Annotated in this window: 27 protein-coding genes; 24 read left to right on the top strand and 3 right to left on the bottom strand. The window is 43.6% G+C overall.

The window, feature by feature from the left end; all coding sequences use genetic code 11:
* Window positions 1–7 precede the first annotated feature (7 nt).
* The 4 genes from rsgA to spoVM all read left to right on the top strand — a co-directional run bounded on the left by rsgA (window position 8) and on the right by spoVM (window position 2,453).
* Window positions 8–889: a ribosome small subunit-dependent GTPase A gene (gene rsgA / locus HUS26_RS07280; protein WP_173916526.1), complete on the top strand. Its 882-nt coding sequence runs from the start codon at window positions 8–10 to the stop codon at window positions 887–889.
* A 3-nt stretch (window positions 890–892) separates the two neighbouring features.
* Window positions 893–1,543, top strand: a complete 651-nt coding sequence (gene rpe / locus HUS26_RS07275) for a ribulose-phosphate 3-epimerase (RefSeq protein ID WP_173916525.1) — start codon at window positions 893–895, stop codon at window positions 1,541–1,543.
* 128 nt (window positions 1,544–1,671) lie between these two features.
* Complete coding sequence (locus tag HUS26_RS07270; protein ID WP_173916524.1) at window positions 1,672–2,325, top strand: thiamine diphosphokinase; 654 nt, start codon at window positions 1,672–1,674, stop codon at window positions 2,323–2,325.
* 29 nt (window positions 2,326–2,354) lie between these two features.
* Window positions 2,355–2,453: a stage V sporulation protein SpoVM gene (gene spoVM, locus HUS26_RS07265; protein ID WP_371809561.1), complete on the top strand. Its 99-nt coding sequence runs from the start codon at window positions 2,355–2,357 to the stop codon at window positions 2,451–2,453.
* A 41-nt stretch (window positions 2,454–2,494) separates the two neighbouring features.
* On the opposite strand, the gene rpmB is transcribed toward spoVM, so the two are convergent.
* A complete protein-coding gene (rpmB, locus tag HUS26_RS07260) occupies window positions 2,495–2,683 on the bottom strand; it encodes a 50S ribosomal protein L28 (RefSeq protein WP_173916523.1) in 189 nt (62 codons plus the stop codon).
* A 237-nt stretch (window positions 2,684–2,920) separates the two neighbouring features.
* Between rpmB and HUS26_RS07255 the strand changes: the two genes are divergently transcribed.
* Both HUS26_RS07255 and HUS26_RS07250 read left to right on the top strand, forming a co-directional pair.
* Window positions 2,921–3,283, top strand: coding sequence for an Asp23/Gls24 family envelope stress response protein (locus HUS26_RS07255; RefSeq protein ID WP_173916522.1), 363 nt, complete (start codon window positions 2,921–2,923; stop codon window positions 3,281–3,283).
* Window positions 3,284–3,314: 31 nt separating this feature from the next.
* Complete coding sequence (locus HUS26_RS07250) at window positions 3,315–4,976, top strand: DAK2 domain-containing protein (protein ID WP_173916521.1); 1,662 nt, start codon at window positions 3,315–3,317, stop codon at window positions 4,974–4,976.
* A 275-nt stretch (window positions 4,977–5,251) separates the two neighbouring features.
* Here HUS26_RS07250 and HUS26_RS07245 read toward each other — a convergent pair whose 3' ends face one another.
* Entirely contained in the window at window positions 5,252–6,520 is a 1,269-nt protein-coding gene (locus tag HUS26_RS07245) for an NCS2 family permease (RefSeq protein ID WP_173916520.1), read from the bottom strand.
* 213 nt (window positions 6,521–6,733) lie between these two features.
* On the opposite strand from HUS26_RS07245, the gene sdaAB reads away from it, so the two are divergent.
* The 9 genes from sdaAB to rnc all read left to right on the top strand — a co-directional run bounded on the left by sdaAB (window position 6,734) and on the right by rnc (window position 15,040).
* On the top strand, window positions 6,734–7,396 hold the full coding sequence (gene sdaAB / locus HUS26_RS07240; RefSeq protein WP_173916519.1) for an L-serine ammonia-lyase, iron-sulfur-dependent subunit beta: 663 nt from the start codon (window positions 6,734–6,736) through the stop codon (window positions 7,394–7,396).
* A gap of 18 nt (window positions 7,397–7,414) precedes the next feature.
* Window positions 7,415–8,296 (top strand): L-serine ammonia-lyase, iron-sulfur-dependent, subunit alpha, encoded by an 882-nt coding sequence (gene sdaAA / locus HUS26_RS07235; RefSeq protein ID WP_173916518.1) that lies wholly within the window; start codon window positions 7,415–7,417, stop codon window positions 8,294–8,296.
* Complete coding sequence (gene recG, locus HUS26_RS07230) at window positions 8,296–10,341, top strand: ATP-dependent DNA helicase RecG (protein ID WP_173916517.1); 2,046 nt, start codon at window positions 8,296–8,298, stop codon at window positions 10,339–10,341. The genes sdaAA and recG overlap by 1 nt, the downstream gene beginning before the upstream one ends.
* Before the next feature lie 378 nt (window positions 10,342–10,719).
* The gene (gene fapR / locus HUS26_RS07225; protein WP_173916516.1) at window positions 10,720–11,301 is read left to right on the top strand and encodes a transcription factor FapR; all 582 of its coding nucleotides are present in this window, start codon (window positions 10,720–10,722) and stop codon (window positions 11,299–11,301) included.
* A complete protein-coding gene (gene plsX, locus HUS26_RS07220) occupies window positions 11,298–12,302 on the top strand; it encodes a phosphate acyltransferase PlsX (RefSeq protein ID WP_173916515.1) in 1,005 nt (334 codons plus the stop codon). The genes fapR and plsX overlap by 4 nt, the downstream gene beginning before the upstream one ends.
* Window positions 12,299–13,240 (top strand): ACP S-malonyltransferase, encoded by a 942-nt coding sequence (fabD, locus tag HUS26_RS07215; protein ID WP_173916514.1) that lies wholly within the window; start codon window positions 12,299–12,301, stop codon window positions 13,238–13,240. The genes plsX and fabD overlap by 4 nt, the downstream gene beginning before the upstream one ends.
* Complete coding sequence (gene fabG / locus HUS26_RS07210) at window positions 13,240–13,980, top strand: 3-oxoacyl-[acyl-carrier-protein] reductase (RefSeq protein WP_173916513.1); 741 nt, start codon at window positions 13,240–13,242, stop codon at window positions 13,978–13,980. Before fabD ends, fabG begins: the two co-directional genes overlap by 1 nt.
* Before the next feature lie 60 nt (window positions 13,981–14,040).
* The gene (gene acpP / locus HUS26_RS07205; RefSeq protein ID WP_173916512.1) at window positions 14,041–14,274 is read left to right on the top strand and encodes an acyl carrier protein; all 234 of its coding nucleotides are present in this window, start codon (window positions 14,041–14,043) and stop codon (window positions 14,272–14,274) included.
* A gap of 76 nt (window positions 14,275–14,350) precedes the next feature.
* Window positions 14,351–15,040 carry a ribonuclease III gene (rnc, locus tag HUS26_RS07200; protein WP_173916511.1) on the top strand — a complete coding sequence of 230 codons (690 nt, stop codon included), beginning with the start codon at window positions 14,351–14,353 and terminating at the stop codon, window positions 15,038–15,040.
* 41 nt (window positions 15,041–15,081) lie between these two features.
* Here rnc and HUS26_RS07195 read toward each other — a convergent pair whose 3' ends face one another.
* On the bottom strand, window positions 15,082–15,309 hold the full coding sequence (locus HUS26_RS07195; RefSeq protein ID WP_173916510.1) for a DUF1128 domain-containing protein: 228 nt from the start codon (window positions 15,307–15,309) through the stop codon (window positions 15,082–15,084).
* 183 nt (window positions 15,310–15,492) lie between these two features.
* Here HUS26_RS07195 and smc point away from each other — a divergent pair, with 183 nt between their 5' ends.
* The 9 genes from smc to trmD all read left to right on the top strand — a co-directional run bounded on the left by smc (window position 15,493) and on the right by trmD (window position 24,422).
* Window positions 15,493–19,059: a chromosome segregation protein SMC gene (gene smc / locus HUS26_RS07190; RefSeq protein ID WP_173916509.1), complete on the top strand. Its 3,567-nt coding sequence runs from the start codon at window positions 15,493–15,495 to the stop codon at window positions 19,057–19,059.
* Between the two features lie 16 nt (window positions 19,060–19,075).
* Entirely contained in the window at window positions 19,076–20,362 is a 1,287-nt protein-coding gene (gene ftsY / locus HUS26_RS07185) for a signal recognition particle-docking protein FtsY (protein ID WP_173916508.1), read from the top strand.
* A 73-nt stretch (window positions 20,363–20,435) separates the two neighbouring features.
* Entirely contained in the window at window positions 20,436–20,765 is a 330-nt protein-coding gene (locus tag HUS26_RS07180; RefSeq protein ID WP_173916507.1) for a putative DNA-binding protein, read from the top strand.
* Window positions 20,766–20,778: 13 nt separating this feature from the next.
* Window positions 20,779–22,119: a signal recognition particle protein gene (ffh, locus tag HUS26_RS07175; RefSeq protein ID WP_173916506.1), complete on the top strand. Its 1,341-nt coding sequence runs from the start codon at window positions 20,779–20,781 to the stop codon at window positions 22,117–22,119.
* Between the two features lie 87 nt (window positions 22,120–22,206).
* Window positions 22,207–22,479, top strand: a complete 273-nt coding sequence (gene rpsP / locus HUS26_RS07170) for a 30S ribosomal protein S16 (RefSeq protein WP_082234194.1) — start codon at window positions 22,207–22,209, stop codon at window positions 22,477–22,479.
* 12 nt (window positions 22,480–22,491) lie between these two features.
* On the top strand, window positions 22,492–22,719 hold the full coding sequence (locus tag HUS26_RS07165) for a KH domain-containing protein (RefSeq protein WP_173916505.1): 228 nt from the start codon (window positions 22,492–22,494) through the stop codon (window positions 22,717–22,719).
* Window positions 22,720–22,787: 68 nt separating this feature from the next.
* Window positions 22,788–23,174, top strand: coding sequence for a YlqD family protein (locus HUS26_RS07160; protein WP_173916504.1), 387 nt, complete (start codon window positions 22,788–22,790; stop codon window positions 23,172–23,174).
* A 7-nt stretch (window positions 23,175–23,181) separates the two neighbouring features.
* The gene (gene rimM, locus HUS26_RS07155; RefSeq protein ID WP_173916503.1) at window positions 23,182–23,697 is read left to right on the top strand and encodes a ribosome maturation factor RimM; all 516 of its coding nucleotides are present in this window, start codon (window positions 23,182–23,184) and stop codon (window positions 23,695–23,697) included.
* A complete protein-coding gene (trmD, locus tag HUS26_RS07150; protein WP_173916502.1) occupies window positions 23,697–24,422 on the top strand; it encodes a tRNA (guanosine(37)-N1)-methyltransferase TrmD in 726 nt (241 codons plus the stop codon). The genes rimM and trmD overlap by 1 nt, the downstream gene beginning before the upstream one ends.
* Window positions 24,423–24,456: the final 34 nt, after the last annotated feature.

The following is a 24,456-nucleotide window of genomic DNA, read 5'->3' as shown; positions in this document are numbered from 1 at the left end:
TGAATGAATGGCAACAGGCAAGATTATAAAAGCACTGAGCGGCTTTTATTACGTATATCACGAAGGAACCGTCTACCAATGCCGGGGAAGAGGGGTATTTAGAAAAAGGAAAGTCACCCCTTTAGTTGGTGATATCGTCGAGTTTCAGGCTGAAACACAGACCGAAGGCTATATTCTGTCTATTGAAGGACGCAAAAATGAGTTCGTCCGTCCACCGATTGCTAATGTGGATCAGGCACTGGTAGTCACTTCCGCCGCAAATCCTGATTTTAATTCTGTTTTATTGGACCGCTTTTTAGTGCTTGTAGAAGCGAAAAGGCTCGAGCCGATTATCGTCATTTCCAAGATGGATCAAACTAGTGAAGCAGTTGCAGCAGAAATTGAGGAATATCAAAAAGTATATGAAAGGATCGGCTACACAGTCATCCTCTCATCCTTCCGCGACGCGGGGGGAATAGATCGAATCCAGTCCTATCTGGCTAAGAAAACGACAGTGATTGCCGGCCAGTCTGGAGTCGGGAAATCCTCACTGCTCAATACGATTGATCCAAGGCTGAATATTGATACAGATGAAATCTCCGAGAGTCTGGGCCGAGGCAAGCATACAACAAGGCATGTGGAATTATACGAAGTAGCCGGAGGATTGGTCGCCGATACACCGGGATTCAGTTCGCTGGAATTCGGAGATTTGGAAACCGACCAGCTGAGTGAATGCTTCCCTGAATTTGTAGAAGTCCAGGATCAGTGTAAGTTTCGCGGCTGCCTGCACGCAAAAGAGCCGAAATGCGCCGTGAAAGCTGAAGTCCTGGAAGGGAACATTTCAGAGAAAAGGTATGACCACTACCTGCAATTCTTAAATGAAATCCAAAATCGAAAGCCGAGGTATTAAGGTATGACAAAAATAGCTCCATCGATCCTTTCCGCTGATTTTTCCAAACTTGGAGAGGAGATTAAAGAAGTTGAAAACGGAGGGGCCGATTATATTCACGTGGATGTGATGGACGGTCATTTCGTTCCAAATATAACAATTGGTCCATTAATAGTAGAAAGCATCCGTCCCAAAACGGATCTTCCATTAGATGTCCATTTAATGATTGAACAGCCTGATCTGTATATTGAGCAGTTTGCCGAAGCCGGCGCTGATATTCTTACCGTTCATCAAGAGGCTTCTCCTCATTTACATCGTACGGTTCAGCTGATTAAATCACTCGGTGTGAAAGCAGGCGTAGTCATTAATCCTGCCACACCGGCGGAAGCCATTAAACCGATTCTAAGAGATGTTGATCTCGTCCTGCTTATGACGGTGAATCCTGGGTTTGGCGGTCAGTCTTTTATACCATCCGTACTTGATAAAATTCAGCAGATCAATGAGTGGCGTAGAGAAGAGGGCTATTCGTTTGAAATAGAAGTGGATGGCGGTGTAAATAAAGACACGGCAAAAATGTGCACAGAGGCTGGGGCTGATGTCCTCGTCGCTGGAAGCGCCGTTTTCAATGAAAAAGACCGTAAAGCGGCAATTGAAGCGATCAAACAATCAGTGTAGTACAAGGAAAGGGCTCAACTTCTCGTGAGCTCTTTTTCTATAGGGTTTAATAGTTCTGAAGCGGGAAGGAATCGACAAAAAAAGAAGGAAAGGAAACTTAACCTTTCTATAAAGAAGAGGTGAAAAGTATGAGCGGCATTTGTGCCATTGTCGGCGGAAGCCCGAAAAATTATATCCCCCGCCTTGCTGAGTACCATGAGGACTCCGTGTACTGGATCGGAGCAGATCAGGGCGCAGAATTCATAGTAGAAAATGGGCTTCCTCTGGATGCAGCCATTGGAGATTTTGATTCCGTAACAAATGAAGCAATGAAAGAGATTAAAAAGAAGGCGCGTACTCTTGAAACTTATCCTGCTGAGAAAGATGAAACGGATCTTGAACTTGCGATTCAACATGCATTAAAGAGGAATCCTGAAGAAATTATCCTATTCGGTGTTACGGGAGGAAGGTTTGACCATACGTTAATCAACATTCAAATGCTTCATCCACTATATGAAAAAAACGTTAAAGCGAAAGTGATTGACCACCAGAACCAGGTGGAATTATTTGCCGAAGGTGAGCATACAATGAAAAAGGACGAGAATTATCCCTATGTTTCTTTTATACCGGTGACACTCGAAGTCACTGATATAAATCTGCGAGGGTTTTACTATCCTTTAGTAGATAAGCGGCTGACCTACGGGTCCACTCTATGTATTTCCAATCACCTGATTGAAGATCAAGGTACTTTTTCATTTACGAGCGGCATACTGTTAGTAATAAGAAGTAAAGATAGTATTTAATAGAGGGATTCCAGCACTTATAGCTTTATATGTTGAGGAGGAAGCTCATGAAATTTTATACGATTAAACTTCCGCGCTTTCTTGGAGGAATGGTACGGGCTCTCATTAGCACATTTAAAAAGGACTAACAAAAAAAGCACCCATCAAAGGTGCTTTTTTTGTATGGTAATTATACGCGTTGTACTTTACCAGATTTTAGCTCGCGAGCCGATACATAAACTTTTTTAGGCTTGCCATCGACTAGAATACGTACTTTTTGTACGTTAGCTTTAAATTTTCGTTTATTAGCGTTCATCGCGTGAGAACGGTTGTTACCAGTGCTTGTACGACGACCTGATACTACACATTTACGTGACATATGAATCCCTCCTGTAACATACGTAAATCTTGAAATACTTATTTAATGTACCATATCAACATATCAAATGCAATAATCCATTAGTAATTATATCAAGAATTTTCTCTTGACAGATAAAACGAAATGTTACAAAGTATAATAGGAGTTGTCTGGATCTGTATCCGTTTGCATAGACGGCGCGAGTTGTGTGTTATAATATTCTCACGAAGATGATGTTTATAAGAGGAGGATTTTTTTATGTCCGTAGACCTTCAGACTGAATATGGTTTAATTACAATTAGCAATGATGTGATTTCCACTATTGCAGGAGGCGCTGCTGTAGAGTGTTATGGTATAGTAGGCATGGCGTCCAAAAATCAGCTTCGTGACGGCTTAGCTGAGATGCTTAGAAAAGATAACTTCTCTAAGGGTGTCGTCGTTCGTCAGGAAGATGAGCAGATTCATATTGATATGTATATAATAGTAAGTTATGGAACGAAAATATCCGAAGTAGCCCATAACGTACAATCACAAGTGAAATATGCATTAAATAAAAACGTTGGACTATCGGTCAACTCTGTTAACATCTTTATTCAAGGTGTTCGGGTGGCTAATGGATAGTTTTTTAGTGGGGTAAAAGGAGGAAAAGTTTGTGACTTTACGACAGTTAGACGGTAAAACTTTGGCAGGGATGGTACTTCAGGGGGCTCATCATTTGAAAGTGAACTCTCAAATGATTGATGCTTTGAACGTCTTTCCTGTGCCAGATGGAGATACCGGCACAAACATGAATTTATCGATGACTTCAGGTGCTGAAGAAGTTAAAAAAATAGATGAAAACCATGCAGGTGTAGTCGCTCAAGGGCTGGCTAAAGGTTTGCTTATGGGAGCCCGGGGAAATTCCGGGGTTATTCTATCCCAGCTTTTTCGTGGGTTTTCAAAAGCGGTTGAACATAAAGAAACGCTCACTACACAGGATTTAGCAGACGGCTTTAAAGGCGGAGTGGATACAGCCTATAAAGCAGTTATGAAGCCTGTGGAGGGAACGATCCTGACCGTTGCGCGTGAATCAGCAGAAGCAGCTGTGGAAATCGCTAAAAATGAAGAAGACATTACCGCTTTTATGGATCAAGTGACTAAAGCAGCTCATGAGTCGCTGCAAAGAACGCCTGACTTACTCCCTGTGCTTAAAGAAGTAGGAGTCGTGGACAGCGGCGGCCAAGGCCTGCTTACCATTTATGAAGGGTTCCTTGCTAACTTAAAAGGCGAAGAGTTTATTGAGCCAAGTTCCAATGTATCTATGGATGAGATGGTGAACGCAGAACACCATAAATCGGCTCAGGATTTTATGAATACCGAAGATATCGAATTTGGCTACTGTACGGAATTCATGGTCAAATTTGAACAGGATAAATTGGACAAACATCCATATGATGAAGAAGCTTTCCGTGAAGATTTAAGCAATCACGGGGATTCTCTGCTCGTCGTATCTGATGAAGAGCTGATTAAAGTGCATATTCACGCGGAACACCCTGGAGAAGCTTTAAACTTAGGCCAGCGTTACGGAAGCCTTATTAATATGAAGATTGAGAATATGCGTGAGCAGCATACTTCCATTGTCGGTGATAAAAAGAAACCAAAAGCTAAAGATAAAGCGGATTATGGCATCGTAACCGTTGCAATGGGGGATGGCCTTAAGAAATTATTTGAGAGCTTGGGCGCGAGTGTCGTCATTCAGGGCGGCCAGACAATGAACCCGAGTACTAAAGATATTTCAGATGCGATCGAACAAGCTCATGCGAAACGTGTCTTAATCCTTCCAAATAATAAAAACATTGTGATGGCTGCAGAGCAGGCTGCAGAGCTTGCGGAAATTGATGTGGAAGTCGTTGCCTCAAAAACAATTCCTCAAGGCATGAGCGCACTGCTTGGGTTCAACCCGGACGCAGATCTTGAAACAAATAAGCAGGAAATGACTAGTTCCATGCAGGAAGTCAAAAGCGGCCAAGTTACCTATGCAGTTCGTGATACGACGATTGATGGGATGACGATTGAAAAAGGCCACTTTATGGGACTTTTTGAAGGAGATATCATTTCTTCTGAAAACGATCAGCTGGAAACAGCTAAAGCCTTATTAAGTGAGATGATTGATGAAGACGAAGATGAAATTATTACCATTATCTATGGTGAAGAAGCAGATACTGAGGAAATCGAAGCTTTAGAAAGCTTTTTAGAAGAAGAGTTTGAGGACTTAGAAGTAGAAGTTCACGAAGGCGGTCAGCCTATTTACTCTTATCTGTTTGCTGTAGAATAAAAGGAACCCGCACGGACAATGGTCTGTGCGGGTTTTTAGTCTGCTGAAAAAAATTTCGGCTTCGGCGGAGAAAATCGTTTCGTTTTTTCGCGGACGAACGCCTTAGCCTTCCTCGAGCGAATACCGCTCTATGGGGTCTCGGATCGCCCGTTTTTTCCGCAGGGGTATTTTCTATCTTCTCTCCCTCTGCCTTGCCTGTAGATTCTTCTCCATTATAATTGCCCAAAATCATAATAATAAATAAGACTGTCGAGGTTTTCCTCGACAGCTTTTTACTAATGACCAATGGATCGGATGATAAGTTCAACGAGAAAGACCATAGCGATTAGTACAACGGGTGTTGTAAGTTCTCTTTGTTTCCCTAACGCGAATTTAACGACCGGGTAGGCGATAAAGCCAAAGGCCATTCCATCTGCAATCGAATAAGTGAATGGAATCATCACAATAATAAGGAAAGCGGGCATGGCTTCTGAAAGCTGATCGAGCGGGATTTCCTTAATGTTCTGCACCATCAGGGCGCCCACAATAATAAGGATCGGGCTGATAGCAGTGGAAGGAACCATGGAAATCCATGGAGTGAGGAAAATGGTCCCCAGGAATAAGACAGCCATTAGCAGGCTGGCTCTTCCGGTTTTTCCTTCAGACGCAATCACCGCTGCACTTTCAGCAGAAGAAACCGTAGGAGAGGTCCCGAAAAATCCACAGGATAGTGCTGAGAAAGCAGAAGCCTGGTAGGATTTCTTGTACTTGCTTTCTTGTTTAAGCATATCCAGCTGGCCGTGAATTAAGCCCATATTTTCAAAAATGAGCACGATAGCTAGTGGAAAAACAGCCATCCAGAAACCCAGCTCGCCGATTCCTGAAAATGATGGAACAAATACCCATTCCTGCTCGCTCAAAGTAATTCCCTTGCCTGGTCCTTCAAGAAGACCGGTAAAGTGAGCGATGATTGTTCCGATGATCATTGTGATCAGGAAGTTTCCAGGCACATTTTTCGCAAAAAGAAAAACGGCGGCAAATAAAGTGAGCAAGCTCGTAATGACGATCGCTGAGGATGGATTCCCTAACGTAATTAGAGAATGCTCTCCTCTGACAACAAGCCCGCCTTTTTCAAGCCCGATCAGTGTCAGAAACATCCCGAGACCTACGGTAATGGCATGTTTAAGCGAATCTGGAATAGCATGTTTCAGCCAGTCGCCAAGCTTCGTAAATGCTGTAATAAGAAAAAGAACAGCAGCGATTGTAACGACTCCTAAGCCTTCCTGAAAATCCATTCCTTTGCCTTCCACGATGGAGTAGGCAAAAAGCGCGTTAACCCCCATTCCTGGTATAAGTACCATAGGGGCGTTTGCATAAAGAGCCATGATCAAACAACCGACAGCACTGGCAAGGATCGTAGCAACCATCCCGTTCTCTAAGGGAAGCCCTGCATCCTTCAAGATCTGGCTGTTTACAGCGACGATATAAACGGTTGTAAAATAACCTATCAGTCCAGCAAGCAGATCCTTACTCAGGCTGTGTTGAGAATTGTGCTTAGTAAGCATCGTCTTCTCCTCTATGAAATTATCCCTCTCCCACCCGGTTAGACGTTCTAACCCACAAAGGTTTATTTTACTCGTAAAATCCCTTAGAATCAATATGGCTATAATAATTGAGGTATTTTTTGCGAAATGTGTTAGAATATATGAGGGAAATAACTAAGTGAAGAAAGCGTTTACTTTGCGATGACTACAAGCTTTCCTAGGATGGTGCAAAATATGAAATACAGATCAGTCTTCGATATAATAGGCCCGGTTATGATCGGACCTTCAAGTTCACATACGGCAGGAGCTGCCCGAATTGGACGAGCCGCACGCCACTTGTTTGGCAGGGAGCCTAAATATGCTCATATCCATTTATATGGTTCTTTTGCCCAGACCTATAAAGGACATGGCACTGACGTTGCAATTGTCGGCGGCTTATTGGATTATGATACAGATGATACGAGAATCAGTACTTCTTTAGAGCAGGCGAAAGCCAATGGCATGGAAATTTCTTTTTACGAAGAAGAGGCACAAACCGATCATCCGAACACAGCGCGAATCGTCATTGGCGATGATAAAGATAAATTAGAGCTTGTCGGTATTTCAATCGGCGGAGGAAAAGCGGAAATAACCGAGCTGAATGGTTTTGAGTTAAGACTTTCAGGAAGTCACCCGGCTATTTTATTAATTCATAACGACCGCTATGGCGCGATTGCTTCAGCCACAGCGATATTAGCCCGTCATCAAATTAATATCGGCCGTATGGAAGTGTCGAGAAAAGCACAGGGGGAACAGGCCTTAATGGTTATTGAAGTGGATCAAAATATAGATGACTCCGTATTGAATGAATTAGAGCTTGCTGATCATATCACCCAGGTAGCTCGAATTTCTGATTAACCAGCAGGAGGGAATTATATGTTTAAAAATGTTGCCGAATTAGTTGGCATTGCTGAAAAAGAAAATATTCCCATTTCAGAAGTGATGATACGTCAGGAAATGGAAGTTAAACAAGTAACTAGAGAACAAATATTTAAACAGATGGAACGTAACCTCGAGGTTATGGAAAGAGCCGTAGAGGATGGCTTAAAAGGTGTGAAATCGCACAGTGGATTAACAGGCGGTGATGCGGTATTAATCCAGCAGTATATGAAGGATCATGAACCGTTATCCGGCCAGCTTTTAATGGATGCGGTAAGTAAAGCTGTTGCCACAAATGAAGTGAACGCTGCGATGGGCACAATTTGTGCTACACCAACAGCGGGAAGTGCAGGCTGTGTACCCGGCACGTTATTTGCTGTCAAAAATCGCTTGAATCCTACACGTGAGCAGATGGTTCGCTATTTATTTACATCCGGTGCTTTTGGATTCGTAGTGGCGAACAATGCTTCGATTTCCGGAGCAGCAGGTGGCTGTCAGGCAGAGGTGGGATCCGCAGCAGGAATGGCTGCAGCAGCGATCGTAGAAATGGCAGGAGGTACCCCTGCTCAATCAGCGGAAGCGATGGCAATTACGCTTAAAAATATGCTCGGTCTTATCTGCGACCCGGTTGCTGGTTTAGTTGAAGTTCCTTGCGTAAAAAGAAATGCGATGGGAGCGTCCAACGCCGTAGTTGCTGCTGATATGGCGTTAGCAGGTGTAACAAGCCGTATTCCATGTGATGAAGTCATCGATGCGATGTTTAAAGTGGGGCAGCGAATGCCTTCAGCGTTTAGGGAGACTGCTCAAGGAGGGCTGGCGGCCACTCCTACAGGGAAAAAGCTTGAAGAGAAAATTTACGGAATTGCCGTGAAGAAATAATGGACAGCCGGTTACAACTCCCTATTACAGAAGTAAAAGGAATCGGCGAGAAACTGGCGGCCCACCTCAATGAGCTGGGCCTGTTCACGGTTGAAGACCTCTTGTTCTATTTTCCATATCGCTATGATTCTTATGAAGTAAAACCATTGACAGAGCTCGCTCATGATGAGAAAGCGACAATTGAAGGGCAGCTGATTGCCGATCCGGTCGTTCAGTTTTATGGGAAAAAGAAATCACGGTTAACGATGAACCTGCAGGTCGAAAATTTTGCCGTAAAAGCCGTTATGTTCAACCGTGCATTTGCGAAGAAGCAGCTGAACGCAGGCGAAACGGTAACGGTTACTGGGAAATGGGATCAGCACCGCCTGCAGATTACCGTCAGTCAATTTAAAAAAGGCTCGGCAAAAAGCCAGGAGCCGATCCAGCCGGTTTACACATTAAAGGAAAGTGTTACTCTAGTTACACTGAGAAAGGTCATTAAAGCAGCGATTGATGAATATTTAGAGGATATTAATGAAATTCTACCGGAGGATTATGTGCTTAGCTACAAGTTACCAGCCCGCAGGCAGGCACTACGTCAAATGCACTACCCGGAAAGCCGGGTGATGCTTAAGCATGCAAAACGCCGCTTTATCTACGAAGAGTTTCTTCTTTTCCAGCTGAAAATGCAGCTTTTGAGAAAGCTGCAAAGGGAAGCGACTTCAGGCAATGCGCAGCAATATAATAATGACACGCTGACAGACTTTGTCCAGTCGTTTCCGTTTGAGCTGACAGGCGCGCAGAAGCGCTCGCTTGCCGGAATTTTAAAAGATATGAAAAGCCCATACCGGATGAATCGTTTACTTCAAGGGGATGTAGGGTCTGGTAAAACGGCTGTCGCTGCGATCTCCCTATACGCTTCAATCACAGCTGGAAAGCAGGGTGCCTTAATGGTTCCGACTGAAATTTTAGCCGAACAGCATTATGAGTCATTGACCAGTTTATTTAAAGACAGGGCAAAAATTGTGCTATTAACAGGCTCGGTTAAAGGTAAAAAACGGAAAGAAATACTTGAGCAGATTAAGAATCATCACGTAGATATTATAATCGGTACACACGCTTTAATCCAGGATGACGTAGAGTTCAGTGACCTTGGCTTTGTCATCGTTGATGAGCAGCACCGATTTGGTGTGAATCAGCGCCGGTCTTTACGGGATAAAGGCCTTCATCCGGATGTATTATTTATGACAGCTACACCTATACCTAGGACACTAGCGATTACGGCTTTTGGCGACATGGATGTTTCGGTTATTGACGAGATGCCGGCAGGAAGAAAACCTGTGGAAACCTACTGGGTAAAAGGTGAATTGACAGATCGTGTCTTGTCTTTTATTCAGAAAGAAATACAAAAAGGTCACCAGGCTTATGTGATCTGCCCGCTGATCGAAGAATCCGAACAGCTGGAAGTCCAGGATGCGATTGACTTATATCATAAGCTGGCAGAAATCTATGAACCTCACATAACTGTCGGCCTCATGCATGGCAGGCTGGGAAACGAAGAAAAAGAAGAAGTGATGAAGCAGTTTGCTGCAAATGAAATTCAAATTCTCGTATCGACCACAGTTGTAGAAGTAGGGGTTAATGTTCCGAATGCTACGCTGATGGTTGTTCATGATGCAGAACGCTTCGGGCTCTCCCAGCTTCACCAGCTTCGGGGGCGGGTCGGACGTGGAGCTGAACAGAGCTACTGTGTTTTACTTGCTGATCCAAAAAATGAAGTAGGAAAAGAAAGAATGAGGATTATGACAGAGACGACAGATGGTTTTGAGCTTTCCGAACAGGACTTAAAACTTCGCGGTCCGGGAGACTTTTTTGGAAGAAAACAGAGCGGGATGCCTGAGTTTAAGGTTGGAGATATGGTGCATGACTACCGGGCACTTGAAACAGCGAGGCAGGATGCTGCTGAGATTATTTCAAATGATCTCCTCTACCAGGACGAAAGGTTCCGTGAAATTCTTCATCTTATTGAAGAAGATGAGAATATAGCAGGAAAAGTACTCGACTAGTCAGCCTGTAGAGAAACTTCATGTATTTTGCAGGCTGTGAACGATAAAGATAATTCTTTGGACGACCCGAGCATGGTTTTTCGCGCGGATGCTCGGACGTTCATCCGCTTATAAAAGCGAGTGGTCATCGCTCCTGGAGCCTTAGAAAGGTTACTGGCAGATTAAAAATAGCAGGTTATCCTGCTATTTTTTATTGAATAACAAGGCTGTCTGCCAGCGAGGTGTTCAACCGCAGATAAACAGAGAACCATACAAATACTATCGGTTATGCCTTCCTCTCTAAAAGTCATCTCTTGCGTTATAGAAAAAGGTATTATATATTACTATTAGTACCTAGTCATAATCCTTTAGGAATGACGGATGAACGGTGGGAAAATCATGAAGCTCACAAAGAAGCAGCGGCAAAGTGAATTGAAGGAAACGATTGAGTCTACTCCTTTTATTACAGATGAGGAGCTGGCGAAGCAGTTTGGGGTTAGTATTCAGACGATCCGTCTAGATCGAATGGAGCTGGCGATTCCTGAGCTGCGCGAACGAATTAAGTCAGTAGCGACTCACGAGTGGAATGAAACCGTGAAAGCTTTGCCTATTGAAGAAGTTATTGGAGAAGTCGTCGATTTAGAGCTCGATAAAAGAGCCATTTCCATTCTCGATATTAAGGCCGAGCATGTATTTTCGAGAAACAACATTGCGAGAGGCCATCATCTTTTTGCACAGGCGAATTCATTGGCAGTGGCCGTAATTGATGAAGATCTTGCATTGACTGCAGGATCAACGATTAAATTCACCCGCCCAGTTAAACGAGGAGAGCGGGTGGTTGCTAAAGCTGCTGTTAAAGGTGAAGATGATAAAGGGCGGACAATCGTGGACGTCCATAGTTATGTTGATAATGAAGAAGTATTTGCTGGATCATTTAAAATGTACCGTGAAAATGATCCAAAGGAGAGGAATAACTCATGAGAATAGCTATTGATGCTATGGGAGGAGATCATGCTCCTGAAGCTATTGTTAAGGGAGCAGTTCAGGCTGTTTCGTCGATAAATAAACTGGAAATTACGCTGATTGGTGATGAAAGTAAAATCACCCCCTTTTTACAGGGGCAGAACAATATTTCCGTCATACATACAACTGAAATGATCACGTCTGAAGACGAGCCGGTCAGAGCTGTACGCCGCAAGAAACAGGCTTCGATGGTTTTAATGGCGAAAGAAGTTAAGGAAGGCCGGGCTGATGGCTGTATTTCTGCAGGGAATACAGGTGCATTAATGAGTGTCGGGCTGTTTGGGGTCGGCCGATTAGAAGGTGTAGAACGTCCGGCGTTAAGTCCGACACTGCCAACGGAAGACGGCAGAGGCTTTTTAATGCTCGATGTTGGAGCTAATGTAGATGCGAAACCGCAGCACCTTCTTCAGTATGGGATCATCGGATCTATTTACTCTGAAAAAGTGCGAGACGTGAAAAATCCCCGCGTCGGGTTATTAAATGTTGGGACAGAGGATGGAAAGGGAAGTGAGCTAACGAAAAAAGCTTTCTCCTTATTATCTGATGCACCAATCAATTTCGTCGGCAATGTGGAGGCGCGCGATCTGCTTCAAGGTGTTGCTGATGTTGTAGTGACCGATGGATTTACAGGCAATGTCGCGTTGAAAACGCTCGAAGGCACAGCTTTGACGATGTTTTCCATGATCAAGCAGACGTTTTTGTCCAGCTTTAAGACAAAATTGGCTGCCGGCTTAGTAAAGAATGATCTAAGAGGCCTAAAGGATAAACTCGATTATTCTGAATACGGCGGCGCCGGCCTGTTTGGATTAGCCGCCCCTGTTATTAAAGCTCACGGGTCATCGAATGACCGTGCAGTATATAATGCCATCCGCCAGGCGTGCCACATGATTGAAAAAGATGTGACTCCAACTATAAAAACAGCTTTACAAGAGTTCGAACGTACAGGAGGAGAAGTATGAAAAAAGTAGCTTTTATCTATCCGGGTCAGGGTTCCCAGGAAGTAGGAATGGGACAGAAAATGCACGAGCATTATCCTGAAGTGCAGGAACTTTTTACAGAAGCAGACGAAGCGTTAGGTTATTCTTTAACCTCGCTTATGTTTGAAGGACCTTCGGAAAAATTAACAAAAACCGAAAATGCACAGCCAGCCCTGCTTTTAAACAGTGCTGCGATAACAGAAGTGCTTAATAAAGAAGGCATTGAGCCGCAAATGACTGCAGGCCACAGCCTTGGTGAGTACAGTGCTCTTGTAGCCGCTGGTTCTCTAAGTACTATTGACGCTGTTAAGCTTGTCCATGAACGTGGGAAATTAATGGAAGAAGCTTACCCGACAGGAAAAGGCGCAATGGCTGCCGTCTTAGGTATGAAGCAGGAAGACATTCAAGCCGTTTTAAACGATATAGGAGATGAAGAGCCGGTAGACTTGGCAAATATCAACTGCCCAGGGCAGATTGTCATCTCAGGAACAGCCCCTGGAGTTGAGAAAGCTTCTGAGCAGTTAAAAGAAGCTGGAGCCAAACGCGTGCTTCCCTTAAACGTCAGCGGTCCTTTTCACTCTCGTTTAATGGCTCCGGCAAGTGAGCAGTTCTCCTTTAAACTGGACAGTGTAGATATTGAGGATGCTTCTATTCCCGTTTACGCGAACGTAACAGCTGAACCAGTTCAGCAGGCAGAGAAAATTGAGAAACTGCTTGTGGAGCAGCTTTATTCCCCAGTAAGGTTCCACGAGATTCTTGATCGGTTTGCGGAAGCGGATTTAGATGCAATCGTCGAAGTGGGACAGGGAAAAGTCTTAAGCGGACTGGTTAAAAAGGTGAACCGCCGCTTAAAAACATTCTCGGTTCAAGACCCTGAATCTCTGCAAAGCTTTATAGAATGGTATAAGGAGGAAAAATAATGCTGAATGATCAAGTAGCTCTTGTTACAGGTGCTTCCCGCGGAATCGGACGGGCAATTGCGGTTGAGCTTGGAGCAAAAGGTGCAAAAGTCGCTGTCAATTACGCAGGAAGTGAAGATAAAGCAGAAGCTGTCGTGCAGGAAATTAAAGAAAACGGCGGCGAAGCGATTAAAATCCAGGCCAATGTTTCTAATGCCGATGACGTTAAGCGCATGGTAAAAGAAGTCGTTGACCAATTTGGCCGTCTCGACATTTTAGTAAATAATGCGGGGATTACGAGAGATAACCTCTTAATGAGAATGAAAGAAGAAGAATTTGATGATGTTATCGATACGAATCTAAAAGGGGTTTTCGTCTGCACAAAAGGCGTCACCCGCCAGATGATGAAACAGAAATATGGCCGCATTATCAACATTTCTTCTATCGTAGGCGTATCTGGAAATCCAGGACAGGCGAACTATGTCGCTGCTAAAGCGGGCGTCATCGGGCTGACCAAATCCAATGCGAAAGAATTGGCTTCCAGAAATATTACGGTTAATGCCGTCGCACCTGGGTATATTACGACAGACATGACCGATCAGCTTACCGATGAGCAGCGCGAGCAGATGCTTTCCATGATTCCGCTTGGAAGATTAGGAGAAGGAAAAGACATCGCCCGTGTTGTCCGTTTCTTGGCATCTGAGGATGCAGAATATATTACAGGGCAGACCATTCATGTCGATGGCGGCATGGTGATGTAAAAATAGTCTAGTTTTCCCTGTGGAAATTTACTATAATTATTGAAGGGAGGTGAAGTTCCTATGGCAGATACATTTGATCGCGTTAAACAAATCATTGTGGACCGTCTAGATGCAGACGAGTCTAAAGTAACAATGGAAGCTTCCTTCAAAGAAGACCTAGAAGCAGATTCTCTTGACGTTGTTGAACTAGTAATGGAGCTTGAGGACGAGTTTGATATGGAAATTTCTGATGAAGAAGCTGAAAACATTAATACAGTTGGCGACGCTGTTAATTACATAAACAGCCAGTCGTAAACTTGAAATGCTGTCTGTAATTTGCAGGCAGCCTTTCCTATATTTAAAGATTAAATCGAAAAGGACACGGTGAATTATGGAGGATTTTTCCAGTTTCCAAAACAAAGTAAATATAAAATTTAATGATGTTTCGTTGCTGGAGCAAGCTTTTACCCATTCATCCTATGTGAATGAGCATCGTAAGACCGATCGTGAAGACAACGAGCGGCTGGAGTTCCTAGGGGATGCCGTGCTTGAACTGGGAGTTTCTCAATTCCTTTATAGAGAATTTCCGGAAATGACAGAAGGGGAACTGACGAAGTACAGAGCTTCCATCGTTTGTGAAATCTCACTCGTCAAGTTTGCCAATGACCTGAATTTCCAGGATCTCATTCTATTAGGAAAAGGGGAAGAGATGACAGGCGGACGTAACCGCCCGGCTCTCTTGGCAGATGTCTTTGAAGCTTTCATTGGGGCTGTCTATTTAGACAAAGGCTTCGATGAAGTGGTCAAATTCCTACACAAGTACGTTTATCCTAAGATTAAGAGTGGTGCTTTTTCTCATGCGATGGATTTTAAAAGTCAGCTGCAGGAATTTATTCAAAGAGACCGCAACAGCAGAATTGAATACCAGATTGTGGAAGAAAGAGGGCCTGCTCACAGCCGTGAATTTATTGCCCACGTGATGGTACAAGAAGAAACGGTAGGAGTCGGAATCGGGCGGACGAAGAAAGAAGCTGAGCAGAAAGCAGCTCAACAGGCATTGCTCAATCAGGGAGCCATTTAAAAAGACCGTGCAGATGAAGGGCATCTGTACGGTCTTTTTAGTCAGGACTGTTTGCGATAGTTTCCTAATTCCTGAACGAAGGCTTGAATTTCAGAAACGCTCAATTGGCCTTTCATTTGAATGACTTCATGCAGAGATTTAATCTCATCGTATTTGTTCAAGTCATAATCTTCAGGGTCCATGATAGAGCGGTTAACGACTTGAAGGCGTTCAGCCATATCGTCAATGATATAGTTTAGGTTATCTTGGGTAGCTTCTTGAAGACTCACAGTTTTCCTCCTTCGTATTTCCCGTTATGTTTACATATGATAAATTATTTTTAATATTTTTGAAACCCCTTCTCCTGTCATTGCCTGATTTGTGATCACTTTCATAACTATCGGAGCAGGGGGAAATGTGGTAAAATAGACAAGTTAGAGCAGTAGATTTGTAATTTTAACAGGAGGATGAATATGTTCCTCAAACGACTAGAAACCGTAGGATTTAAATCATTTGCTGAACGAATTTCCGTTGATTTCGTTTCAGGAGTTACTTCAGTAGTAGGGCCAAACGGGAGCGGAAAAAGTAATATAACCGATGCGATTCGATGGGTATTAGGCGAACAGTCCGCCCGTTCCTTAAGAGGTGCGAAGATGGAAGATATCATTTTCGCAGGAAGTGAATCAAGAAAGCCTTTGAATATGGCAGAAGTTACGCTTACCTTAAACAACACTGATCAGATTCTTCCACTTGATTATGAAGAGGTAAGTGTGACGAGAAGAGTGTTTCGGTCCGGGGAAAGTGAATTCTACATAAACAACCAATCATGCCGATTAAAAGATATCGTAGATTTATTTATGGATTCCGGACTCGGCCGGGAAGCCTTCTCGATAATAAGCCAGGGGAAAGTAGAAGAGATTTTAAGCTCCAAAGCTGAAGAAAGACGTTCGATCTTTGAAGAGGCTGCAGGTGTCCTAAAATATAAGCAGCGAAAAAAGAAAGCAGAATCAAAGCTTTTTGAAACACAGGAAAACTTAAACCGTGTAGAAGATATCATTCACGAAATCAATGGCCAGCTTGAGCCTTTACGTGAACAGGCCTCAGTAGCTAAAGACTATTTAGAAAAGAAAGAAGATCTCAAACAAATCGAGATCTCTTTACTAATCACTCAAATTGAAGATGTGCATGATGAATGGCAGGACCTCTTACAGCAGCTGGAGTTAGTTAAAGAAAAAGAAGCCGAATTAAAATCGAACATTCGAACGAAAGAAACGGCTATTGAGCAAAAGCGTGATCATATGACTGCACTTGATGAATCGCTCGAAGACCTTCAGGAAACGTTATTATCACTCACTCAGGAACTTGAAAGCCTCGAAGGTAAAAAAGAGCTCATGAAAGAACGTCATAAGCATTTTGCCGAAAATAAAACAAAACTTGAAGCCGAATATGAAGTCTTAAGTGCTCAAGTCAAAAGCTTGGGAGAAACGGCTGCTGCAGAAAACGAGAAGCTGAAAGACCTTCTTCAAAAGCGTAAAGCTACGAAAAAAAGCATGAAGCAGACTAATGAAGCATTAAAGCAGGGGCCTGAAGACATTGAGGACCAAATCGAGGATTACAAAAGTGAATACATCGATCTGCTCAATGCTCAAGCCGCCAAGCGTAATGAAAAGCAGACGCTTGAGCAGCAGCTGATCCAGCTCAATAATAAAAAAGGGCTTCAGCAAGGCAAGTTCCAGGCTTTAGATGAAGAAAGAACGAAGCAGGAACAAGCCCTTACAACATTGACCGCCCAGCTTGAAAAAGAGTCGAGTCAGAGGCGTGAGCTTGAACAGCAGCTTGCTGCCCTTCAAGAGAGCAGTGAAGAAAATGAGCGTTCTTATGAGGAATGGCAGCAGAAGCTGTATCAAGGCTATCAGTATTTAGAAAAAATGAGATCGAAAAAAGAAATGCTGGAAGAGCTGAAGGAAGATTATTCAGGCTACTTCCACGGTGTAAGGGAAATTTTGAAAGCAAGAGAAAAATCGGCAGTTACCGGTGTCGAAGGTGCAGTGCTTGAGGTCATTGATATCCCGTCCAACTTGCTGACCGCAATCGAAACAGCGCTTGGAGCCCAGGCCCAGCACGTCATCGTTAAAGATGAGCAGGCCGGGCGTCAGGCCATTCACTGGCTGAAGAAGCATAACAAAGGGAGAGCCACTTTCCTCCCCCTTGCTACCATTCAGCCTCGCTCTATCCATGGACAGGCGCTGTCTTCCCTATATGGCGAAGCAGGATATATTGGTGTCGCAGCTGACCTAATTAATTATGACGAACCATTCTCAGCCGCAATTAAACACCTGCTCGGCCATATTGTGATTGCTGAGGATTTGGAGGCAGCCAATAAAATTGCCCGAATCTTAAACCGTAAATACCGCATCGTTACGTTAGAAGGCGACGTCGTGAACCCTGGCGGCTCGATGTCAGGCGGGGCCCAGAAAAAGTCCAATCAGTCGCTGTTTACCCGCGAGAAAGAACTGCAGGAACTGACTGATAAGATCAATGAGTTCGATAAGAAAGCCAAAGATGTTGAGGAAAAGGTGAAAGGTCTCAAAACAACGGTTTCTGATCAGGCGGTTGAGATCCAGCAGCTCCAGAACCGTGTCAATGAGTTGAAAAATACTGAATATGAAACACAATCCAACAAACGAGAACTGAAGGTAAAGATCGATCACTTAAACGATCAGCTCGTTATGTATGACCAGGATCAGTCTCAGTATGTCACGGATAAAGAACAGATTGACCATCGGCTGCAAAGCCTTGATAAGGAATTGAAGGAACTTACGATTGAGCTTGAGAAGGTACAGCAGAAGATCGATGAGCTTACGGCTGCCAAAGGGCGTCAGCAGAAGGATGAAGCTGATTTAAGAGATCAGCATCAAAAACTGCAGATTCAGTTTGCAGAACAGGAATCAGGGGTGGCGAATCAGCAGGAGAAAACCCAGCGTCTGCAAAGTGAACTTGCTCATGCGAAAGAACAGCTTGAGAATAATCAACATTCCTATCAGCAGCTCATCGAAGTCGCCGATTCCAATCAGACAGAGGAAGAAGTCGATGAACAAATTTCTTTAACAAGAAAACGGAAGGAAACAGCGGCAGGCCATATCAACGACCGCCGCACAGAAAGAAATGAACTTGCAGAAACGGTGCAGCAGGAAGAAAGAGAGCTTAAAGAACTAAGCCGGGTTCACCAAAATTATGTGACGGATATTCAGCAAAAAGAAGTGAAAACGAACCGTCTTGATGTAGAGCTTGAAAATATGCTTACTTACTTGCAAGAGGAATACGTGATTACTTTTGAAAAAGCAAAACATGATTATGAGCGTGTAGAGAACAAAGATCAGGCTTCCACTCAAGTTAAACTAATCAAGCGGGCCATTGAAGAGCTCGGAACGGTAAACCTTGGAGCGATTGAAGAGTATGACAGGATCGTCGAGCGCTACGACTTCTTAACAGGTCAGCAGTCTGATCTGCTTGAAGCGAAAGAAACGCTGCATTCTATTATTAATGAGATGGACCATGAAATGAAGCGGCGGTTTGAGGATACGTTTACGAAGATCCGCAATGAATTTGGCGACGTCTTTAAAGATCTGTTTGGTGGAGGAATTGCCGATCTTAAGTTAACCGATCCTGATAATCTTCTTGAAACGGGTGTTGATATTGTCGCACAGCCTCCTGGTAAGAAGCTGCAAAACTTAAGCCTGCTTTCCGGAGGAGAACGCGCCTTAACAGCGATTGCTCTTCTGTTTTCCATCCTGAGAGTCCGGCCTGTTCCATTCTGTGTGCTTGATGAGGTGGAAGCCGCACTCGACGAAGCAAACGTGGACCGGTTTGCCCGCTTCTTAAAGGAATTCAGTCAGCAAACCCAGTTTATTGTGATCACCCACCGCAAAGGAACAATGGAAGAGTCCGACGTCCTCTATGGAGTGACGATGCAGGAATCGGGAGTCTCTAAACTGGTGTCCGTACGTTTAGAAGAGACAGTAGATCTAATAGAAGCCTGAGGAAAGGAAGAGAGTATTGAGTTTCTTTAAAAAACTGAGAGATAAATTCGTGATAGATCCTGAAGAAATCATCGAAAAAGCGAGAGAAGAATCGCTCAAAGAGCAAGAGGAAAAGATGGCAGAAGATCCTTTTGATGATGATATCTATCAGGACCAGGAAGATGAAGTGACTGTACAGGAAGACGCTGCAGAACTTCCTGCAGAGGAAGAACTTCCTGAAGATGAAATAACATTTACAGAAGAAGAGACTGTACCTGAAGAAGAAGAAGTTTTTGAAGGGGAGACAGAAGCTGAGGTGGAAGAAGATCTTCTTCCTGTAGAAGAAGCTCCTCAAGAAGAAGAGGTAAGTATCGCTGCCAAGTTTAAAACCGGACTCGCTAAAACGAGAAACTCTTTTACGAGCAAGATTAATGACCTTGTCGCACGCTACCGCACAGTGGATGAGGATTTCTTTGAAGAGCTGGAAGAAGTCCTCATCTCCGCAGACGTCGGGGTTAATGCAGTTATGGAAATGATTGAGGAGCTTGAAATGGAAGTGAAGCGACGCAACATTCAAGATCCCCAGCAGGTGAAAGAAGTCATTTCGGAGAAACTCGTTGAGCTGTATTACGGTGATGAAGATGAAGTACAGATTGAAGAACTGAATACCAACCCTGACGGCTTAACGATTTATTTATTTGTTGGAGTTAACGGGGTAGGGAAGACAACTACAATCGGAAAACTAGCCCACCAGTTAAAAGCAGAAGGTAAGAAAGTAACACTTGCTGCAGGGGATACATTCCGTGCCGGAGCAATCGACCAGCTTAATGAATGGGGAAAACGTGCCGGAGTAAACGTCGTCAAGCACAGTGAAGGCAGCGACCCGGCCGCGGTTATTTTTGACGGTATTCAATCGGCAAAGTCGAGAAAATCTGATGTGCTTATCTGTGATACGGCCGGCAGACTGCAAAATAAAGTAAACCTAATGAATGAGCTGTCAAAAGTTAAGCGCGTTATCGAGAGAGAAGTACCAAATGCGCCTCATGAAGTACTCCTTGTCCTCGATGCAACAACAGGACAAAATGCCATGAGCCAGGCGAAAACTTTCTCGGAAGCTACTGATGTATCTGGTATTGTGCTTACTAAACTTGATGGTACAGCAAAAGGGGGAATCGTGCTTGCGATTCGCAAGGAGCTTCAGATTCCTGTAAAACTTGTAGGTTTAGGAGAAAAAGTAACTGACTTAGAACAGTTTGACGCCCACGCCTTCGTCTACGGATTATTCGCTGACATGATAGATGAGCAGGCGCAGGAGCAAGAGTAATTCTTGACATAAGACGCTAGACTCGGTTACTATTCATATGTAAAGGTATTTCACTTAACAAGGAGTGGAAGTCGTGCTTGAAAAGACAACGAGGATTAACTATTTATTAGATTTCTATCAATCTCTACTCACTCCCAAGCAGCGAAATTACATGGAACTTTACTATTTAGAAGATTATTCGCTGGGTGAGATATCAGAGAATTTTAATGTCTCGAGGCAGGCCGTTTATGATAATATTAGACGGACAGAAGCCATGCTTGAAGAATATGAGAACAAGCTGATGTTATATGAAAAATTTGAAAAAAGACAGCAGATCATTCAGCAGTTGAAAGAGGCTGCAGAAAAGACAGAAATAGAAAAAGATATTAATAAATGGCTTGATGAATTACAAGACTTAGAATAGGAGGGTTCCTTCGATGGCATTTGAAGGCTTATCCGACCGTTTACAGCAATCGATACAGAAGATTAAAGGTAAAGGGAAGGTTTCTGAACAAGATGTGAAGGAGATGAGCCGGGAAGTACGGCTTGCCCTTTTAGAAGCGGACGTAAACTTTAAAGTAGTAAAAGACTTTGTAAAACGAATCCGCGAACGCGCTGTTGGTGAGGAAGTAATGGGGAGCTTAACTCCAGGCCAGCAGGTTATCAAGATTGTACAAGATGAACTGACAGAATTAATGGGAGGGAACGAGAGTAAAATAGCTGTCGCTAAACGTCCTCCGACCGTGATCATGATGGTAGGTCTTCAAGGTGCCGGTAAAACGACCACGACTGGGAAGCTTGCCAACTTGTTAAGAAAAAATTATAACCGTAAGCCACTGTTAGCTGCCGCTGACGTCTATCGTCCGGCTGCCATTCAGCAGCTCGAGACGTTAGGCAAACAGCTGAGCATGCCTGTTCATTCTGAAGGTACAGAGGCTGATCCGGTGGACATTGCGAAAAATGCAGTAGCGAAAGCGAAAGAAGAGCATTATGATTATGTGATCGTCGATACGGCCGGACGCTTGCACGTTGATGGTGACTTAATGGAAGAGCTGCAGCGAATAAAAGAAGCTGTTAATCCGGATGAAGTTTTCCTAGTAGTAGATGCCATGACAGGACAGGATGCCGTGAACGTAGCGGAAAGCTTTGACGAACAGCTCGACGTAACTGGAGTGCTGTTGACGAAGCTTGACGGTGATACCCGCGGGGGTGCGGCACTCTCTATTAAAGCCGTAACTGGCAAGCCGATTAAATTTGCAGGTATGGGTGAGAAGCTTGATCAGCTCGAGCCGTTCCATCCAGAAAGAATGGCTTCCCGTATTTTAGGGATGGGAGACATGCTTACTTTAATTGAGAAAGCTCAGTCCCAGGTCGATGAGAAACAGGCAAAAGATCTTGAGTCTAAAATGCGTAATGCATCCTTTACGTTTGAAGATTTTCTTGAGCAGATGGAGCAGGTCAAAAACATGGGGCCGCTTGATGAACTCATTAACATGATTCCGGGTGCCAATAAAATGAAGGGGCTGCAAAATGCGTCCTTCGATGATAAGCAAATCGTTCATGTTGAAGCGATCATTCAGTCGATGACAAAAAAAGAGCGCATAGACCCATCGCTTATGAACGCGAGCCGCAAGAAACGGATTGCTAAAGGATCTGGACGTTCTGTATCAGAGGTAAACCGTCTTCTTAAGCAGTTTGAAGAAATGAAGAAAATGATGAAACAGATGAGTAATACTAAAGGGAAAAAGGGTAAAGGAATGAAATTTCCGTTCATGTAATGTAAAAACCCTTTACACACATCGAAGTATCTGCTAAAATCTATTCTTGTGTTGAACATTTAAAGAAATTAATGGAGGTTGTTAAATATGGCAGTTAAAATTCGCCTAAAGCGTATGGGTTCAAAGCGTAACCCATTTTACCGTGTAGTTGTTGCTGATTCACGTTCTCCTCGTGATGGACGTATTATTGAACAAATTGGAACTTATAATCCTGTAGCTAATCCAGTACATGTGGATATCGATGCTGATAAAGCTATGGATTGGATGTCTAACGGCGCGAAGCCAAGCGACACTGTTCGTAACTTGTTCTCTAAAGAAGGAATTATGAAGCAGTTCCACGATAAAAAAAACAATAAGTAAAGTAGTGATATCATGAAAGCCTTGATCGAAACGATCGTTACACCGCTTGTTGATCACCCAGAAGAGATCGAAATTAACGTTAAGGAAGAAGAACACAAAGTTGTTTACCACTTAACTGTTCACAGTGAAGATGTTGGTAAGGTGATTGGAAAGAACGGTCGAATTGCCAAGGCGATTCGGACGGTAGTTTACGCCGCAGGGTCAGATTTAAAGAAAAGAATCTATTTAGATATCATGTAAAAAGAGGGAGAGGGGCTATAGAACCTTTCCCTTTTTTAACATCTAATATCGGATAAGGCAGGAATATCATGCAAATCATTCAGCGGATCCCCGTAAAAGAAATCTTAACTGATGACAGCAGACAAGCGTTAAAGGATCGGTTAAATTCGAAGTATGAACGTTTGGATAAAGAATGCCAGCAGCTGAAATTTCAGCAGAAGAAGCTGGAGCGCAGCCATGATTATGAACAAAATGATGTCCGCCAGCGATTCGTTAGAGAGATATCACGACGACAGGACGCTATGAAGAGAATTCAGTTTCAGCTGAATCAGCTGGATGTACTTCCTGCGGGAGAAGAACTAAAGGTAGATGAGGTAGAGACGATCGTTGAGCTTGAAGAAGGCGATTCATACGAAGAAGTTGTTAATAAGCGTGAAATTGTAATTAAAGATGGAATTGTAATACGAGCGAGGTAGATCACATATGACGGAAAAACTTTTTAATGTAGGACAGATTATTAATACACATGGTATAAAAGGTGAAGTAAAAGTCCGCAGAATTACTGATTTTGAAGAACGGTTCAAACCAGGGCAGCTTTTGTATTGGGTAAATGATAAGAATAATGTAAAAGAACTAACCGTTAAAAGTCACAGAGTTCATAAAGGTTTTGATCTTCTGACATTTGAAGGTCACAGTTCAATTAATGATGTGGAGCAATACCGTGATGGATACTTAAAGGTGCCAAAGAGCGAGCAGGAAGAGCTCGGAGATCACGAATTTTACTTTCATGAAATTATCGGTTCAGAAGTCTTTTTAATGAATGATGAAAAGGTAGGGGAAGTGAAAGAAATCCTCACACCGGGAGCGAATGACGTGTGGGTGGTGCGCCGCCATAAGCAGAAGGATGTTCTCATTCCTTATATCGAGCAGGTAGTGAAGGAAGTAGACGTTGAAAACAAACGAGTTATCATTGATCCAATAGAAGGGCTGCTGGACTAATGCATATCGATATCCTAACCTTATTTCCGGAAATGTTTACTGGAGTGATGGATGCATCCATTATGAAACGGGCTAGAGATAAAGGAGCCTTTTCCTACGATACGGTTAATTTTAGAGAATATACGACGAATAAGCATAACAAAGTCGATGACTACCCATACGGCGGAGGTGCCGGGCTCGTCTTAACGCCTCAGCCGATATTCGATGCCGTGGAGGCAACGAAGGAAAGACGCAAGTCCAAGCCTAAAGTCGTCTTGATGTGCCCGCAGGGACAGCCTTATACGCAAAAAAAAGCAGAAGAATTGGCGGAGGAAGATCACTTGATCATTTTGTGCGGCCATTATGAAGGCTACGACGAGCGAGTTCGTGAAAAGCTCGTAGATGAAGAGATTTCGATCGGGGACTATGTTCTTACAGGTGGTGAACTCGGAGCCATGGTCGTCATCGATTCCGTTGTACGGCTTTTGCCTGACGTTTTAGGAAATGAACAATCGGCTCCAGAAGATTCTTTTTCCAACGGACTTCTTGAGCACCCTCATTATACAAGACCCAGCAGCTTTCGGGGTCATGATGTTCCAGAGGTTCTCCTTTCTGGAAACCATGCAAAAATAGAGGAATGGAGACACTATCAGTCACTGAAGCGGACCTATTTACGCCGTCCCGATCTTCTGAAAGAACGCAAGCTGACCGACCAGGAAAAAGCCTGGATAAACGAATGGGAATAAGCTAGAAAACCTTGCGAAACTTAATAGATTATGG

Origin of the sequence: Halobacillus sp. Marseille-Q1614 (genome assembly GCF_902809865.1) — a bacterium.
Taxonomy (GTDB): domain Bacteria; phylum Bacillota; class Bacilli; order Bacillales; family Halobacillaceae; genus Halobacillus_A.
The sequence above is the reverse complement of the archived record's forward strand: the minus strand, read 5'-3'. Positions and strand labels throughout refer to the sequence as shown.

Coding starts and splice junctions, on each gene's coding strand:
- rsgA (WP_173916526.1), top strand. CDS start 8: ATGGCAACAGGCAAGATTATAAAAGCACTGAGCGGCTTTTATTACGTA.
- rpe (WP_173916525.1), top strand. CDS start 893: ATGACAAAAATAGCTCCATCGATCCTTTCCGCTGATTTTTCCAAACTT.
- HUS26_RS07270 (WP_173916524.1), top strand. CDS start 1,672: ATGAGCGGCATTTGTGCCATTGTCGGCGGAAGCCCGAAAAATTATATC.
- spoVM (WP_371809561.1), top strand. CDS start 2,355: ATGTTGAGGAGGAAGCTCATGAAATTTTATACGATTAAACTTCCGCGC.
- rpmB (WP_173916523.1), bottom strand. CDS start 2,683: ATGTCACGTAAATGTGTAGTATCAGGTCGTCGTACAAGCACTGGTAAC.
- HUS26_RS07255 (WP_173916522.1), top strand. CDS start 2,921: ATGTCCGTAGACCTTCAGACTGAATATGGTTTAATTACAATTAGCAAT.
- HUS26_RS07245 (WP_173916520.1), bottom strand. CDS start 6,520: ATGCTTACTAAGCACAATTCTCAACACAGCCTGAGTAAGGATCTGCTT.
- sdaAB (WP_173916519.1), top strand. CDS start 6,734: ATGAAATACAGATCAGTCTTCGATATAATAGGCCCGGTTATGATCGGA.
- sdaAA (WP_173916518.1), top strand. CDS start 7,415: ATGTTTAAAAATGTTGCCGAATTAGTTGGCATTGCTGAAAAAGAAAAT.
- recG (WP_173916517.1), top strand. CDS start 8,296: ATGGACAGCCGGTTACAACTCCCTATTACAGAAGTAAAAGGAATCGGC.
- fapR (WP_173916516.1), top strand. CDS start 10,720: ATGAAGCTCACAAAGAAGCAGCGGCAAAGTGAATTGAAGGAAACGATT.
- plsX (WP_173916515.1), top strand. CDS start 11,298: ATGAGAATAGCTATTGATGCTATGGGAGGAGATCATGCTCCTGAAGCT.
- fabD (WP_173916514.1), top strand. CDS start 12,299: ATGAAAAAAGTAGCTTTTATCTATCCGGGTCAGGGTTCCCAGGAAGTA.
- fabG (WP_173916513.1), top strand. CDS start 13,240: ATGCTGAATGATCAAGTAGCTCTTGTTACAGGTGCTTCCCGCGGAATC.
- acpP (WP_173916512.1), top strand. CDS start 14,041: ATGGCAGATACATTTGATCGCGTTAAACAAATCATTGTGGACCGTCTA.
- rnc (WP_173916511.1), top strand. CDS start 14,351: ATGGAGGATTTTTCCAGTTTCCAAAACAAAGTAAATATAAAATTTAAT.
- smc (WP_173916509.1), top strand. CDS start 15,493: ATGTTCCTCAAACGACTAGAAACCGTAGGATTTAAATCATTTGCTGAA.
- ffh (WP_173916506.1), top strand. CDS start 20,779: ATGGCATTTGAAGGCTTATCCGACCGTTTACAGCAATCGATACAGAAG.
- rpsP (WP_082234194.1), top strand. CDS start 22,207: ATGGCAGTTAAAATTCGCCTAAAGCGTATGGGTTCAAAGCGTAACCCA.
- HUS26_RS07165 (WP_173916505.1), top strand. CDS start 22,492: ATGAAAGCCTTGATCGAAACGATCGTTACACCGCTTGTTGATCACCCA.
- HUS26_RS07160 (WP_173916504.1), top strand. CDS start 22,788: ATGCAAATCATTCAGCGGATCCCCGTAAAAGAAATCTTAACTGATGAC.
- rimM (WP_173916503.1), top strand. CDS start 23,182: ATGACGGAAAAACTTTTTAATGTAGGACAGATTATTAATACACATGGT.
- trmD (WP_173916502.1), top strand. CDS start 23,697: ATGCATATCGATATCCTAACCTTATTTCCGGAAATGTTTACTGGAGTG.